Genomic DNA, 15,077 nt, shown 5'->3' with positions numbered 1-15,077 from the left:
TATAGCAATATAGTAAAACTACTATAACAACGAGCCGCCTACCGTGGACAACGCTGCCTACCCCTTGCTCGCCAAGGACCCACAACCCAGCCTGATGCTGGCCGGCGACGCCAGGCCGCTGGCACTCAACCCGGCGCTGCAGGCCTGGGTCGATGAAGGCCCGGCACTGGCCAGCTGGCTGCCGGGCAACTGTGCCGCCCTGGTGCGTGCCTGCCTGCGCCAGCACCGGGCGATTGCCGATGTCGAAGTGCAGGTCGGCGAACGCATCGTGCTGTGGAGCTTCATCCCGGACGACCAGCGCCAGCAGGTATTGGCGCGTTGCCGCGACGCCAGTGACGAGCGCCGCGATGCACGCGAGGCCAGCCGCGCCCGGCGCCTGTACCGGCTGATCATCGAGAACACCACCGACCTGATCTCCCGGCACAGCCCCGATGGCCGTTTCCTTGATGCTTCGCCGGCGGCGTTCCGCCTGCTTGGCCTGTGGCCCGAGCAGTTGCGTGGCATGGCCGTGCATACCCTGCTGCACCCGCGCGAGCGCCGCCAGGCGTTGCGCCAGGCCGCTGCCGCCCTGGACCAGGATGGCTACCACACCATGACCTGCCGGGTGCGTCAGGCCGCAGGCGGTTACCGCTGGTTCGAAATCGCCAGCCGGGCCATCCGCGAAACCTACACAGGCGCGGTGGTGGAGGTGGTCAGCGTGTCCCGTGACATCACCTTGCGCATCGAAGCCCAGGAAAGCCTGGCGCACAGTGCCCGGTTGGCCACCTTGGGCGAGCTGGCTTCGGGCATCGCCCACGAGATCAACCAGCCGTTGGCCGCAGTGGTCAACTACGCCAACGCCAGCCAGCGCTACCTGCAGGGTCTGGAGCGCGACCCGCAGGCCCGAGAGCGGGTAGGGAAGGGCCTGCAGCGCATCAGCGAACAGGCCACCCATGCCGCCGAAGTGATCCGGCGTCTGCGCGCCTTTCTGCGCAAAGGGCCGCGCCGCCTGCAGGCGCTGGACGTGGCCGAGGTGGCGGGCGAAGCCATGCGCCTGTGCGCCTGGGAGGCCGCGCGGGACCAAGTGCTGGTCGAGCTGCGCATGAGCGCGCAACTGCCCTCGGTGTATGCCGACCGGGTACTGCTGGAGCAGGTGCTGTTGAACCTGCTGCGCAACGCCATCGATGCCAACCGTGAGCAGCATGGCGAGCGGCCGTCACGTATCCTGCTCGGCGCCGCGCGCGATGGCGACGGCGTGCTGGTCGAGGTGGCCGACCAGGGCCCGGGCGTGGCGCCCGAGTGCCTGGATGAAATCTTCACGCCGTTCACCACCAGCAAGGCCGACGGCCTGGGCCTGGGCCTGAGCATGAGCCGCAGCCTGATTGAAGGCTTTGGCGGCAGCCTGTGGGCGCGGGCCGGTGACAACGGCGGTCTGGTACTGTGCTGTCGCCTGGCGGTCAGCAGGGGATAAGGGGAAATGGCGGTGCAAGCGAAAGTGTATGTGGTCGATGACGACCAGGGTATGCGGGATTCGACGGTGTGGCTGCTGCAGTCGGTCGGCTTGCAGGCCTTGCCGTTCGCCAGCGGGCAGGCGTTTCTCGACGCCTGCGTTGACGATGGGCCGGCCTGTGTACTGCTGGATGTGCGCATGCCGGGGTTGGGCGGGCTGGCGGTGCAGCAGGCGATGCGCGAGCGTGGCCTGGGGTTGCCGGTGATCTTCGTCAGCGGCCATGCCGATGTACCGATAGTGGTGCGGGCGTTCAAGGCCGGCGCCTGCGACTTCATTGAAAAACCCTACAGCGACCAGTTGCTGCTCGACAGCGTACAGGCCGCGCTGGAGCACGCCGGGCGGGCACGCCAGGGCGACCAGGCGCTGGCCCAGGTGCAGGTGCGCATCGATGGCCTGACACCGCGCGAGCGTGACGTGTTCGTGCCGTTGGCCCAGGGGTTGAGCAACCGCGAGATTGCCGAACGGCTGGGCGTCAGCGTGAAGACTGTGGACCTGTACCGGGGGCGGGTGATGAAGCGGCTGCAGGCGGATAGCCTGGCCGAGCTGGTAGGCATGGCCATTGCCTGCGGGGCGGTGGAAGCATTGGGCCTGCAAGCGCGACAGTGACAGCAGTCGCAGTTCCCTGTGGGAGATGACCCAGCCCTTTGGGCTGCGCTGTCGCGTAGATAACTGAAATCGCAAGCAGTCCGCGTACCCTGTGGGAGCCGCTTTAGCCGCGAAGAATCCAACGCGGTGCATGGCACCGGCTGCGCCGGTGTTCGCGGCTACAGCCGCTCCCACAAGAGCCTCCCTCGGCAGGCGAGAAAAGAGGAAAATCATGAAATTTTCAATAGCAACCTAATCAAAGCTTTGACATTCACTGCCTAGGCAGTAATATTTTCACACAATTGATTGAGCATTCTCCGATGGCCCATTTCTCCCCCGAAAACTTCCAGACCTGCGCCATCGGCATGCTGCTCGGCCGCGCAGCGATCCTCAAGGACCGCATTCTCGACTGGCATCTCGAATCCGAAGGCGTCACCGCCGCGCAGTTCAAGGTGCTGATCATCGTCACCCAGTACCAGGTGGATACCCCGGCCGAGCTGTGTCGCTACCTGGGCCTGGACAGTGGGTCGATGACCCGCATGCTCGACCGCCTCGAGCAGAAGGAGCTGATCGTGCGCAACCGCTGCGCCGACGACCGCCGCCAGGTGCGCCTGGCCCTTACCGCTGATGGCCAGCGCCTGGCTGACCGCCTGCCGGATATCGGCGCGGCGGCCATGAACGAGTTGTGCGGTGCGCTGGCACCCGAAGAGCTCAAGACCCTGGAAGGCCTGCTGGCCAAGGTCCTGCTTGCTGCCGGCGACCCGTTGACGATCCGCCGCTTCGGCGATCGTTGATCCCTGTCACGAATTATCCAAGGTATTGTCATGGCCACTCCCGCAGACACCCCGACTTCCTCCGCCGCGCCCGAGCCGTCGCGCAAGCGCAAGGCCTGGCTGCTTGGCCTGCTGTTGCTGCTGATTCTTGCCGGTGTCGGCGCCTGGGCCTGGTACAGCCTGGTCGGGCGCTGGCACGAAAGCACCGACGATGCCTACGTCAACGGCAACGTGGTAGAGATCACCCCGCTGGTTACCGGCACCGTCACCAGCATCGGCGCCGATGACGGCGACCTGGTCCATGCCGGCCAGGTATTGCTGCAATTCGACCCGGCTGACAGCGAGGTGGCCTTGCAGTCCGCCGAAGCCAAGCTGGCGCGCAGCGTGCGTCAGGTACGCGGGTTGTATAGCAACGTCGACTCGCTCAAGGCCCAGCTGGAAACCCGCCAGGCCGAACTGCGCAAGGCCCGGCAAGACTTCAACCGGCGCAAGGTGCTGGCCGACAGTGGTGCGATTGCTGCGGAAGAATTGTCCCATGCCCGCGATGACCTGAGCGTGGCCGAGGCTGCCGTCAACAGTGCTCGCCAGCAACTCAGCACCAGCAGCGCGCTGGTCGACGACACCGTGGTGTCCTCGCACCCTGAGGTGATGGCTGCCGCCGCCGACCTGCGCCAGGCCTACCTCGACCACGCCCGCACCACCCTGGTGGCGCCGGTCACCGGCTACGTCGCCAAGCGTACCGTGCAACTGGGCCAACGCCTGCAGCCGGGCACCGCGACCATGGCAGTGATCCCGCTGGACCAGGTGTGGATCGACGCCAACTTCAAGGAAACCCAGCTGCGCGACATGCGTATCGGCCAGCCGGTGCAAATCAGCGCCGACCTGTACGGCAGCGAGGTCAGGTACAGCGGTACGGTCGACAGCCTCGGCGCTGGCACCGGCAGCGCTTTCGCCCTGTTGCCGGCGCAGAATGCCACCGGTAACTGGATCAAGATCGTCCAGCGTGTGCCGGTGCGCATACACCTCAGCCCCGAACAGCTCAAGGACCACCCGCTGCGTATCGGCCTGTCCACCGTGGTCGAGGTCGACCTGCACGACCAGAGCGGGCCGGCCTTGGCCCAGCAACCACCGCAGCAGGCCAGCTACACCACCCAGGTGTATGACCGCCAGCTGGTCGAAGCCGACAACCTGATCGCCCGGCTGATCCACGAAAACAGCGCACCCGGCAAGACGGTTCAGCGATGAGCAACAGTGCTGCTGCCCAGTTCACGCCGCCGAGCCTGTTGCTGACCACCATCGGCCTGTCGCTGGCGACGTTCATGCAGGTGCTCGACACCACCATCGCCAACGTGGCCTTGCCGACCATTTCCGGCAACCTGGGGGTGAGCTACGAGCAGGGCACCTGGGTCATCACCTCGTTCGCGGTGAGCAACGCCATCGCCTTGCCGCTAACCGGCTGGCTCAGCCGGCGGTTTGGCGAGGTGAAACTGTTCATCTGGGCCACGCTGCTGTTCGTACTGGCCTCGTTCCTGTGCGGTATTGCCCAGTCAATGCCGGAGCTGGTCGGTTTTCGCGTGTTGCAGGGCGTGGTAGCCGGGCCGTTGTACCCGATGACCCAGACTTTGCTGATCGCTGTCTACCCGCCGGCCAAGCGCGGCATGGCCCTGGCGTTGCTGGCAATGGTCACGGTGGTGGCGCCGATTGCCGGGCCGATCCTCGGGGGCTGGATCACCGACAGCTACAGCTGGCCGTGGATCTTCTTCATCAACGTGCCCATCGGTCTGTTCGCCGCCGCCGTGGTGCGTCAGCAGATGCGCACCCGGCCGGTGGTCACCAGCCGCCAGCCGATGGACTACATCGGCCTGCTGACGCTGGTCATCGGTGTCGGCGCCTTGCAGGTGGTGCTGGACAAGGGCAATGACCTGGACTGGTTCGAGTCGTCGTTCATCATCGTCGGTAGCCTGATCTCGGTGGTGTTCCTGGCGGTATTCGTGATCTGGGAACTGACTGACCGTCACCCGGTTGTCAACCTGCGCCTGTTCGCGCACCGCAACTTCCGCGTCGGCACCATCGTGCTGGTCGGGGGCTATGCGGGGTTCTTCGGCATCAACCTGATCCTGCCGCAGTGGTTACAGACACAGATGGGCTATACCGCGACGTGGGCTGGCCTGGCGGTGGCGCCAATCGGCCTGTTGCCGGTGCTCATGTCGCCGTTCGTGGGCAAGTACGCGCACCGCTTCGACTTGCGTGTGCTGGCCGGGCTGGCGTTTCTGGCGATCGGCAGCAGTTGCTACATGCGTGCCGGGTTCACCAGCGAGGTGGACTTCCAGCATGTGGCGCTGGTGCAGCTGTTCATGGGTATTGGCGTGGCGCTGTTCTTCATGCCGACCTTGAGCATCCTGCTGTCCGACCTGCCACCGCAGCAGATTGCCGACGGCTCCGGGCTGGCGACATTCCTGCGTACCTTGGGCGGCAGTTTTGCGGCGTCGCTGACGACCTGGATCTGGATTCGCCGGGCGGACCAGCACCATGCCTACCTGAGCGAGCACATCAGCCAGTTCGACCCGGCCACGCGGCATGCCCTGGAGCAACTGGGCGGGGCCAACCCGCGGGGCTATGCGCAGCTGGAGCAGATACTCAACGGGCAGGCGTACATGATGTCGACGGTGGACTACTTCACCCTGATGACCTGGGTGTTTGCCGGGTTGATCCTGCTGGTGTGGTTCGCCAAACCGCCCTTTACCGCCAAGGCGGGGCCAGCGTCGGCAGGGCATTGAGCCGGGCCAGAAGCAGGCCCGGCAAATCCCGCGTCAGGTACTCGCTGCGTACCAGGGACGCTGTATGCGCAGCACCAACCGGTCGATTTGCGGCACCAGCAGGTTGGCGGCCAGCACGGCGAAGCAGAGGCCGTCGGCATAAAGCCCGAATTCGCGAATCAGTTCGGTGAGCGTGCCAACGGTCACGCCGAAGAGCATGCGACCGGCGCGCGTATTGGGGCTGGTGACCGGATCGGTGGCGATGAAGAAGGCGGTGAAGAGGTAGCCACCGAGACTGAGGTTGTACACGGCTTCCTGCAGGCTATGGCCGGCGGCCATGCACAGCAATACGGTGCTCGCGAGCATCGCCAGCGGAATCTCGATTCGGATCACCCGTAGCGAAGCCAGTATCAGGCCGCCGGCGATGTAGCCGTACCCCGACAGGTTGTGGGTGATATGGGTGAATTCGTTCTGCGCCAACTGGGTGGCGCCGGCGAACGCATCGAGATCAAGGCGTGGCACCAACTGTAGCTGTTGTAGAAGAACCGCCTTGGCGCCCAGGGTTGCGGTCCAGGGGGTATGGTTCGAGGGTGCAGGGTACAACTGCTGGTAGAAGCAGATGGCAACGATCCCCAGACCAACCATGGCAGGGTTGAGACGGTTGCGACCGAGGCCTCCACTGGCATGCTTGCATAGCGCGAGAGCGGCAAAGCTGGCCAGGGCAATCATCCACAGCGGCACCAGCAGCGGTAATGCCCGAGCCAGGATCAGGCCTAGCACCAGCCAGCTGAGGTCGCTCAAACCCTCGCGGACATTACGCCCGCGCAGGCGCAGCAGGGCAGCTTCGAAGCCCAGGGCGAGCAGCACGCACCAGAAGGTCTGCAACCAGACCACAACGCCAAATTGCCAGGCATACAGGACGGTGCCCGGCAGGAGGCACAAGATGACCAGCAGCATCACCGTGCGCAGCCGCTGCGGAATGGGATGGCGTATCAGGCTCATGCGCGGACCTCCGTCTTGCTCTGGCGGAAGCGTTCGCGCAGCGGGATACTGCTCGGGCAGATGCTGCTGCAACTGCCGCATTCGATACAGGCATCCAGGCGTAGTTCCTGCAGGCTGGCCTTGTCCAGGCGTTCGGCGGCAGCGTAGAGATCCAGCGGCCTGAGCGACATCGGGCAGACATCCACGCAACGCGTACAACGAATGCAACTGCTTGCGGGGCGGGTTGCCGGCAGGTAGCGTTCAGCGCCGAATATCAGGCAACTACTGGTCTTGCTGACGATGGCGGTGGCGTCCGGTAGCGGCTGCCCCATCATCGGGCCGCCGACCTGGGTCAACTGGCCTGCGGGGGCCGCGCCAGCAATTGCGCGCAGTTCGCTGACCGGGTAACCCACTGGCACCCGGACATTACCGGGGCGCTCGCAGTCACCGGTCAGCGTCAGCACCCGGCTTATCAGTGGTTCACCCTGGAAGACGGCCTGGCCCAGTGCGTAAAGCGTTGCGACATTCAGCGCCAGGACGCCTATATCGGCAGGCCGGCTCCCTGGCGCCAGGTTGCGGCCACTGAGGCTCTTGATCATCAACGGCTGCCCACCTGCCGGGTAACGCTCCGGTAGCGGACAAATCTCGACCCGGGTACGTGCCTGGCGAGCGGCGGCACGTAACGTGGCCATCGCCTCCGGTTTGTTGGTTTCGATGCCAAAGCGGGTCGTCGTTATTCCCAGCAGCGCGGCGACATAGTCGGCGGCCTCGATCAACGCTTCGGCATTCTCGCGCATGAGGCGATCATCGCAGGTAAGGAAGGGCTCGCATTCGGCACCGTTAATCAGCAGCAGGTCGGGCTGCCGGGCGTCGGCCAGCTTGAGGGCCGTCGGGAAACCCGCCCCACCAAGGCCGACTATGCCCATCTGCAATGCGCGTTCGACCAACGCCTCTGGCGTTTGCGGCAGACCCTGCACCGGTCGTTCGACCCACTCATCCAGGCCATCTGCGTTCAGAATGACGGCCATGACTGGCTCGGCCGAGTCGGCCGCGAAGGCGAGATCAATCCGATCCACGATGCCGGAGGTGCTGGCATGCACCCAAGCGGTGGTGTCATCACCAATACCGATCACTTCGCCCTTGCGCACATGCTGTCCGGGCTGCACGCAAGGCTGGACAAACCGGCGACCCCGCCCGAGTGGAATCGCCAGCTGGACTTTTTCGACCGCGACCGGGGCAACCGGCGTGGCGTTGGACAGTTCCTTGTATCCCTTGAGCTCGATCCCTCCATGCCAACTACGCTGAGAGGATGAGGCGATGGCCAGCAGGCGCCGCCAGAAAGGTTTCTGTTGCGGCTGACGCTGGGCGCGGATGCGGCTCTGCAGGCGTTCGACGCTCTGCAACGAATGGCTAGACATATTCTGTCCTCCAATTTTTGGGCAAAGAACGCCCGTGTGCGCTTATGCGCACAATGGTTTTATTGCTTCCGGGACGTTTAGCGGAAAGGGAGGGGGATGGTTGATCACCCGCGCACATCTGAGTGTAAAACGAGGAATTTGTTCGGTTTTTAACCAGATTTGCTGATGAACGGTAGGCCAATTGCCATCTTGCAATTTCTGGTGAAATAGCCTGCGCCGCGAAGGGCGGCCAGAGTCTGCGAGGTGTCGAATGATGCGCGCAAGCCTGCTGGTGATGCTGTTGACATTGCTGTATGGCTGCGGCGACAGGATCGAGCGCTTTTCCGGGCCGACCATGGGGAGCACATACTCGATCCAGTATGTACCCACCGCGCACACGCCCGGTGCGCAGCAGGTAAAGGCCGAAGTCGAGATGATGCTCGAGGCGCTCGACAGGCAGTTTTCCAACTGGCGCGGCGACTCTGTGGTTTCCCGCTTCAACGCTCTGCCGGCCGGCGCCTGTCAGGCGGTACCGGAAGAGATGCGGCACTTGCTGGTGTACGGTGAGTCGCTGTTCCGCGAGAGTGGCGGGGCTTTCGACCTGACGGTGCTGCCATTGATGAACCTCTGGGGCTTCGGCCCGCAGTCACGAGGGAGGCAGGTGCCGGATACCGGTGCGCTGGCTCGGGAACAGGCGCGGGTAGGGCTACAGCACTTGCACCTGGAGGGCGAAAAACTGTGCAAGGATGTGGCGGCGCAGCTGGATTTCGACAGCATGCTCGCCGGTTATGCCGTGGATCGGGTCGGCGACAGGCTTTCGGCCCTGGGTATCCAGGCCTATCTGGTCGAGATCACCGGCGAACTCAAGGGGGTCGGTCGCAAGCCGGATGGCTCGCCCTGGCGCATCGCCCTCGAGGTACCGAGTGGCGGGGACGAGCAGCAAGTGGAGCGCGCCATCGCCCTGGATGGCTACGGTGTTGCCACCGCCGGCGATTACCGTAACTATTTCGAAGAAGGTGGCCAGCGCTATTCGCACACCTTCGATCCACGTGTCGGCAGGCCGGTCAGCCATGCGCTGGCGGCAGTATCGGTGGTCGACCCTTCGGTGCTGCGTGCCGATGCCCTGGATACATTGTTGATGGTGCTCGGCCCGGAGGAGGGCTATGCCTTTGCCGAGCGGCATGACATCGCCGCCTATTTCATCATGCACAAGGGGCTGGGGTTCGTTGCGCGGGCGACGCCGCGATTCGAGGCATTGTTTCCCCGGCAGGGCAAGACCAGGCAGTAATTGACGGAAAACACATCGCTCAGGGGCAAGAGCAGATGGGGTGGCTGTGCTGACCTTGGTCATTCCCATGCGCAGCCTTTTCCCCTATTGTCGATGCTCCCTTCCCAAACGATTGGCAAATTCATGGAGAAAGTCATCGTGATCACCGGTGCCAGCCGTGGCATCGGCGCCGCCACGGCGCTGCTGGCCGCCCGCCAGGGCTACCGCATCTGCATCAACTACCACACCGACGACCAGGCCGCCGAGAACATCCTCGATCAGGTCCGCGCCCTGGGCGCCGAGGCCATCACCGTACGCGCCGACGCCAGCGTCGAGGATGAGATCATCCAGCTGTTCCAGCGTGTGGATGAAGAGCTGGGCCCGGTCACCGCACTGGTCAACAACGCCGGCACCATTGGCCAGCAAAGCCGGGTCGAGGACATGTCCGAATTTCGCCTGCTCAAGATCATGAAGAGCAACATCGTCGGCCCCATGCTCTGCGCCAAGCACGCCCTGCTGCGCATGGCACACCGGCACGGTGGGCAGGGCGGGGCCATCGTCAACGTGTCGTCGGTGGCTGCACGCCTGGGGTCACCCAACGAATACGTGGACTATGCCGCTTCCAAGGGTGCCCTCGACACCTTCACCGTTGGCCTGGCAAAGGAAGTGGCAGGCGAGGGCGTGCGGGTCAATGGCGTACGGCCAGGCTACATCCATACCGGGTTCCATGCGCTGTCCGGCGACCCCGACCGGGTCAGCAAGCTTGAGCCCGGCTTGCCCATGGGCCGCGGCGGGCGCCCCGAGGAAGTGGCAGAGGCCATCCTCTGGCTGCTCTCGGACAAAGCCTCGTACTCCACCGGCAGCTTCATCGACCTGGGCGGCGGGCGCTGAGCGCGCCCGTCAATCATCCAGCAGCGAGCGTACCCGTTCAGCCAGCACTTCCAGCTCGAACGGCTTGGTGAGCACCTGTGTGCCTTGCAATAACTGGCCGTCACTGAGCGCCGCGCTTTCGTCGTAGCCGGTGATGAACAGCACCTTGAGGTCGGGGTAGCGCTCGCGGCAACGCTCAGCCAACTGGCGGCCATTCAGGCCGCCGGGCAGGCCGATATCGCTCAGCAGCAGGTCTGGCCGCTCGCCATTTTGCAGGTGGGCAAGGGCGGCCGGGCCATTCTCGAATGCGTCGACCAGGTAACCCAGTTCTTCCAGCACCTCGCAGACGACCACGCGCAAGGCAATCTGGTCTTCGATCAGCAGGATACGCTGTGCGGCCGTGCTGCCACTTTCCAGCAGTGTGCGCCGCGGCCTGGGTGCCGGGGCTTCGGGGAGCTCGTGGTGGCGGGGGAGCAGTAGCTCGATGCGGGTGCCTTTGCCAAGCGTCGACAACACCCGTAGCTGCCCGCCCGACTGGCGCACGAAACCGTAGGTCATCGACAAACCCAGGCCCGTGCCCTGGCCCATCGGTTTGGTGGTGAAGAACGGGTCGACTGCGCGCTCGGCCACCTCCGCCGACATGCCATTGCCGTTGTCGATGATGCTCAGCCTTACGTATTCACCAGCTGGCAGTCCCAGTGCGCGGGCTTGCTCGTCGTCGAGCAGCAGGTTGTCACCGAGGATATCGATCGCACCGCCAGCAGGCATGGCATCGCGGGCATTGATGCACACGTTGAGCAGGGCGCTTTCCAGTTGCGGCGGGTCGATGAAGGTCGGCCACAGCTGGTAGGGGAACTGGCTGGTCAGGGTGATGGAAGGACCAATGGTACGGCGCAGCAGCTCTTCCATGCCGCCCACCAGCGTGGCCACCTGCGTGGAGCAGGGCTGCAGGGTCTGCTGACGGGAGAATGCCAGCAGCCGGTGTACCAGCGCAGAGGCCCGCTGCGCCGAGCCGCTGGACAGTTCCAGCAAGGGTTCCAGGCTGTCGAAACGGGATTGCTCCAGGCGTTGGCGCATCAGCTCCTGGGCACTCAGGATGGCGCCCAGCAGGTTGTTGAAGTCGTGAGCGATGCCGCCACTGAGCTGGCCGACCGCTTCCATCTTCTGTGCCTGGCGCAGGGCCTCCTCGGCCTTGGCCCGTTCTGCCAATGCCGCATTCACCCGTTGTTCCAACTCCTCGTTCAGGCGTTGCAGGGCCAGCTCTGCTTGCCGGCGTGCGGTAACGTCCTTGAACAGTACTGCCACCTGGCGCTTTTCGGCAGGCTCTACCCGGAAGGTGGTCACCGACAACACATGGCCGGTGGCAACCAGCTCCTGCTCGAAATGCAGGGGCTCGCCCGTGCGCAGCACCGCGCCATAACGGGCGACCCAGTCATCGGCCTCATCGGGCACCATCTCGCGCAGTTTCTGCCCGACCACGTTGGGGATGCCGGCGTGCTTGGCATAGGCAGCATTGGCCAGCACATGCACATAGTCACTCAGCGGGCCGTGCGGGCCGTCGAAGAACTCGATGATGCAGAAACCTTCGTCCATGGTGTCGAAGAGCGAGCGGTAGAAGTCCTGGTCGTGTTCCTGATGGCTTGCCAGGCGGGCCTCCAGCAGCGCGTTCTGCCGCTGCAGGGCTTCGACTTGTTGGCGCAGTGAAAGCAGGTCGCGAGAAGGCATGCCGAGGTCCGACAAAAGAGGAGGCCCAGACTTTAACGTGTTCGCCAGCAGGCGAATAGCCAGTCAAAGCGGGTGGGGGGCAAGGCCCAGCAGCCGCTCGACCCGTTCGCCGAGGGTGTTCAGGTCGAAGGGTTTATGCAGCAGTGCCGTGCGCCTGTCGGGCCGGGCACAGGGCACCGTAGCGGTAGTGTCATAGCCGGTGATCAGTAATACCGGGGCATGCTCCACAAGGCCCTGGTAGGCCTCTGCAAGCTGGTAGCCGTCGACCCGCCCAGGCAAGCCGACATCGGTGATCAACAGGTCCGGTGGCGGCCCTTCCTGCAGCGCTTCAAGCGCCGGGCGGCCACCCTCGAAAGCCTGCACCTGATGGCCCAGTTCCGTCAGCACTTCAACCAGTACCAGGCGCAGGGCCGGTTGGTCCTCCACCAGCATGATCCGGTGCACGCGCGGCTGCACGGGCTCGGTGGGGGATGTGGCTGGCTCGTCGTGGCATGTTGCGGTAGCGATCTTGTTCTGGGGCAGGTACAGGTGAACGCAAGTGCCTTGCCCGACAACGCTGTCGATCAGCAACTGCCCCCCGGACTGGCGAACAAAGCCATAGGCCATGGACAACCCCAGGCCGGTGCCCTGGCCCAGCGGTTTGGTGGTGAAAAAGGGTTCGAGGGCGCGCTCCAGCACCGCACTGGACATGCCCAGGCCGGTGTCCTCGACACGAATGTGCAGATAGCGGCCCGTCGGCAGGCCCAGGTGCTTGGCATCGGCTGCCGCGAGATCGGCGTTTTCACAGCCGATGCGCAGGGTGCCGCCCAGCGGCATGGCGTCACGGGCATTGATGCACAGGTTGAGCAAGGCGTTTTCCAGCTGTTGCGGGTCGATGAGGATCGACCATTGCGCGGCCAGGGTCTGGTCCTGGAAGTCAATGTGCGGGCCGGTCGAACTGCGGATCAGGTCATGCATGTCGGCCACCAGGTGCTGCACATCGACCGCTTGTGGTACCAGTGTCTGCTGGCGTGAAAAGGCCAGCAACCGCTGCACCAGGGCAGCGGCACGCAGTGCGTTGCTGCGGCTGAGTTCGAGCATGCGGGCGGTTTCGGCAAAGCGTTGCTGGCCCAGGCGTTGCTCTGCCAGCTCCAGCGCGCCAAGCAGGCTGCCCAGCAGGTTGTTGAAGTCGTGGGCGATGCCACCGGTCAGCTGGCCTACCGCCTCCATTTTCTGTGATTGGCGCAGGGCCTCTTCGGCCTGGCGCAGGCGTTCCTGCTCGGCCATGCGCTCGGTGATGTCATAGGCGAACATGTACCCGCCCTGGATCCGCTGCTGCGCATCGCGCAGCGGGTGGTAGCGGATCTCGTAATGGCGAGGTGCGTCAGGCGGGCCGAAGGTGATGGTGTCGATGAAGGCTTCGCCGGCCAGCACGCGTGGCCACACCGGTGCCAGGCGGCCCATGATGTCAGGCTGGTTGACCAGGAACTGCGGCACGTAATCGCCGATCTGCGGTACGAAACCACGGTAACGCTCAAAGGTTTCCCTGGCCATGCGGTTGATCGCCACCAGGCGCATCTTGCGGTCTGCGGCAAACACGTTGGCCAGGCTGTTGTCGAGCAGTTCGCCCAGCAGTTGGTTATGGGCCTGTGCAGTGTCTTCGCGCTCGGCCAGGCGAGCTTCCAGTTCTGCGACACGCGCTTGCAGCTGTGCCAATGACGGGAGCGAATCTGCTTGCATGGCGAGGCCCCGGTGAGAGGATCGGGCAACTATAGTCGCCCACCGGGTCATCAGCCATCAGAACGAGCGGATGATCCGCCCCAGGGTTTCCATGGCCCGTTCGGCATCCTCATGCCAGGGGCTGCCGTAGTTCAGGCGAATGCAGTTGCCGAAACGCCGGGTGGGCGAGAAGATCGGCCCGGGGGCGATGCTGATGCCTTGGGCCAGGGCCATATGGAACAATTTGAGGGCGTCCATCTGCTCGGGCAGTTCCAGCCACAGGAAGTAGCCGCCGGACGGTTGGCTGACCCTCGTCTGTGCCGGAAAATGCCGGGCGATGGCCGCCAGCATGTTGGCCTGCTGGCCTTCCAGGGCATAGCGCAGCTTGCGCAGGTGGCGGTCGTAGCCGCCGTGCTGCAGGTAGTCGGCGATCGCCGCCTGCGCCGGCATCGAGGCACACAGCGAGGTCATCAGCTTGAGCCGCTCGATCTTCTGCGCAAAGCGCCCGGCCGCCACCCAACCGATGCGGTAGCCTGGTGCCAGGCTCTTGGCGAACGAGCCGCAGTGCATCACCAGGCCCTGGGTGTCGAAGGCCTTGGCCGGCTTGGGGGCCTGCTGCGCGTAGTACAGTTCGGCGTATACGTCGTCTTCGATCAATGGCACCTGATGACGCGCCAGCAGCTCCACCAGTGCCTGCTTTTTTGCCTCCGGCATGCTGGCGCCCACCGGGTTCTGGAAGTTGGTCATGCACCACACGGCTTTGACCGGGTGCTTTTCCAGGGTCTGCGCCAGCACGCCCAGGTCCATGCCTTCGCGTGGGTGCACAGGGATTTCCACCGCCTTGAGCTTGAGCCGCTCCAGCACCTGCAGGCAGGCATAGAAGGCGGGGGCTTCGATGGCCACCAGGTCACCGGGCTGGGTGACAGCCTGCAGGCACAGGTTCAGGGCTTCCAGCGCGCCGTTGGTGATCAGCAGCTCCTCCATTGGCAGCATCAGCCCGCCGACCATATAGCGCAGGGCAATCTGCCGGCGCAGCTGCGGGTTGCCGGGTGACAGGTCGGTTACCACCATGCGCGGGTCCATGCTGCGGCTGGCGCTGGCCAGCGAGCGTGACAGGCGTTGCAGCGGGAACAGTTCGGGGCTGGGGAAGGCCGAGCCGAACGGCACGGTGTTGGGGTCCTTGATCGAGTCGAGGATCGAGAACACCAGCGCGCTGACGTCTACATCGGTGGACTCGCTGACCGGCTGCAATGCTTGCGGCTCGCTGAACTGGCGCGGGGCGTGGGCGTTGACGAAGTAGCCCGAGCGCGGCCGGGCGCGGATCAGCCCGCGCCGTTCCAGCAGGTAGTAGGCCTGGAACACGGTGGACGGGCTGACCCCGTGGGTCTGGCTGGCATAGCGCACCGAGGGCACCCGCTGGCCGGGGCCCAGCACCCCGGAGCGGATCAGTTCGGCAATATCGTCGGCAAAGCGTTCGTAGCGTTTCATTCTGGCCTTCTGTTGAAGCCTGGCAGGCAAGGTGGAGTCAGTGTAAGG

The 15,077-nt window shown here is 64.6% G+C and carries 12 protein-coding genes; 7 read left to right on the top strand and 5 right to left on the bottom strand.

Features of this window, described 5'->3' with window-relative positions:
- Nucleotides 1-43 precede the first annotated feature (43 nt).
- The 5 genes from A4C63_RS20655 (at nucleotide 44) to A4C63_RS20635 (ending at nucleotide 5,624) form a co-directional block, all read left to right on the top strand.
- Entirely contained in the window at nucleotides 44-1,450 is a 1,407-nt protein-coding gene (locus A4C63_RS20655; RefSeq protein ID WP_063914341.1) for a sensor histidine kinase, read from the top strand.
- Between the two features lie 6 nt (nucleotides 1,451-1,456).
- A complete protein-coding gene (locus A4C63_RS20650) occupies nucleotides 1,457-2,095 on the top strand; it encodes a response regulator transcription factor (RefSeq protein ID WP_063914340.1) in 639 nt (212 codons plus the stop codon).
- 299 nt (nucleotides 2,096-2,394) lie between these two features.
- Complete coding sequence (locus A4C63_RS20645; protein WP_063914339.1) at nucleotides 2,395-2,868, top strand: MarR family winged helix-turn-helix transcriptional regulator; 474 nt, start codon at nucleotides 2,395-2,397, stop codon at nucleotides 2,866-2,868.
- A gap of 30 nt (nucleotides 2,869-2,898) precedes the next feature.
- Nucleotides 2,899-4,092, top strand: a complete 1,194-nt coding sequence (locus A4C63_RS20640) for an HlyD family efflux transporter periplasmic adaptor subunit (protein ID WP_063914338.1) — start codon at nucleotides 2,899-2,901, stop codon at nucleotides 4,090-4,092.
- On the top strand, nucleotides 4,089-5,624 hold the full coding sequence (locus tag A4C63_RS20635; RefSeq protein ID WP_063914337.1) for a DHA2 family efflux MFS transporter permease subunit: 1,536 nt from the start codon (nucleotides 4,089-4,091) through the stop codon (nucleotides 5,622-5,624). Before A4C63_RS20640 ends, A4C63_RS20635 begins: the two co-directional genes overlap by 4 nt.
- Nucleotides 5,625-5,657: 33 nt before the next feature.
- On the opposite strand, the gene A4C63_RS20630 is transcribed toward A4C63_RS20635, so the two are convergent.
- Complete coding sequence (locus tag A4C63_RS20630) at nucleotides 5,658-6,605, bottom strand: RnfABCDGE type electron transport complex subunit D (RefSeq protein ID WP_063914336.1); 948 nt, start codon at nucleotides 6,603-6,605, stop codon at nucleotides 5,658-5,660.
- A complete protein-coding gene (rsxC, locus tag A4C63_RS20625; RefSeq protein WP_063914335.1) occupies nucleotides 6,602-8,002 on the bottom strand; it encodes an electron transport complex subunit RsxC in 1,401 nt (466 codons plus the stop codon). Before rsxC ends, A4C63_RS20630 begins: the two co-directional genes overlap by 4 nt.
- Before the next feature lie 250 nt (nucleotides 8,003-8,252).
- Here rsxC and A4C63_RS20620 point away from each other — a divergent pair, with 250 nt between their 5' ends.
- Entirely contained in the window at nucleotides 8,253-9,269 is a 1,017-nt protein-coding gene (locus A4C63_RS20620; RefSeq protein ID WP_063914334.1) for an FAD:protein FMN transferase, read from the top strand.
- Nucleotides 9,270-9,392: 123 nt separating this feature from the next.
- Nucleotides 9,393-10,139 (top strand): SDR family oxidoreductase, encoded by a 747-nt coding sequence (locus tag A4C63_RS20615; protein WP_063914333.1) that lies wholly within the window; start codon nucleotides 9,393-9,395, stop codon nucleotides 10,137-10,139.
- Between the two features lie 9 nt (nucleotides 10,140-10,148).
- Here the strand turns inward: A4C63_RS20615 and A4C63_RS20610 are convergent, their stop codons facing one another.
- The 3 genes from A4C63_RS20610 to mapR all read right to left on the bottom strand — a co-directional run bounded on the left by A4C63_RS20610 (nucleotide 10,149) and on the right by mapR (nucleotide 15,029).
- Nucleotides 10,149-11,843, bottom strand: coding sequence for a response regulator (locus A4C63_RS20610; protein WP_063914332.1), 1,695 nt, complete (start codon nucleotides 11,841-11,843; stop codon nucleotides 10,149-10,151).
- Nucleotides 11,844-11,906: 63 nt separating this feature from the next.
- Nucleotides 11,907-13,562 (bottom strand): PAS domain-containing sensor histidine kinase, encoded by a 1,656-nt coding sequence (locus A4C63_RS20605; protein ID WP_063914331.1) that lies wholly within the window; start codon nucleotides 13,560-13,562, stop codon nucleotides 11,907-11,909.
- Between the two features lie 57 nt (nucleotides 13,563-13,619).
- Nucleotides 13,620-15,029, bottom strand: coding sequence for a GntR family transcriptional regulator MpaR (mapR, locus tag A4C63_RS20600; protein WP_013972935.1), 1,410 nt, complete (start codon nucleotides 15,027-15,029; stop codon nucleotides 13,620-13,622).
- Nucleotides 15,030-15,077: the final 48 nt, after the last annotated feature.

This window comes from Pseudomonas sp. p21, from assembly GCF_001642705.1.
In the GTDB taxonomy this organism is placed as follows: Bacteria; Pseudomonadota; Gammaproteobacteria; order Pseudomonadales; family Pseudomonadaceae; genus Aquipseudomonas.
This window is presented reverse-complemented; position numbering and strand designations above follow the sequence as displayed.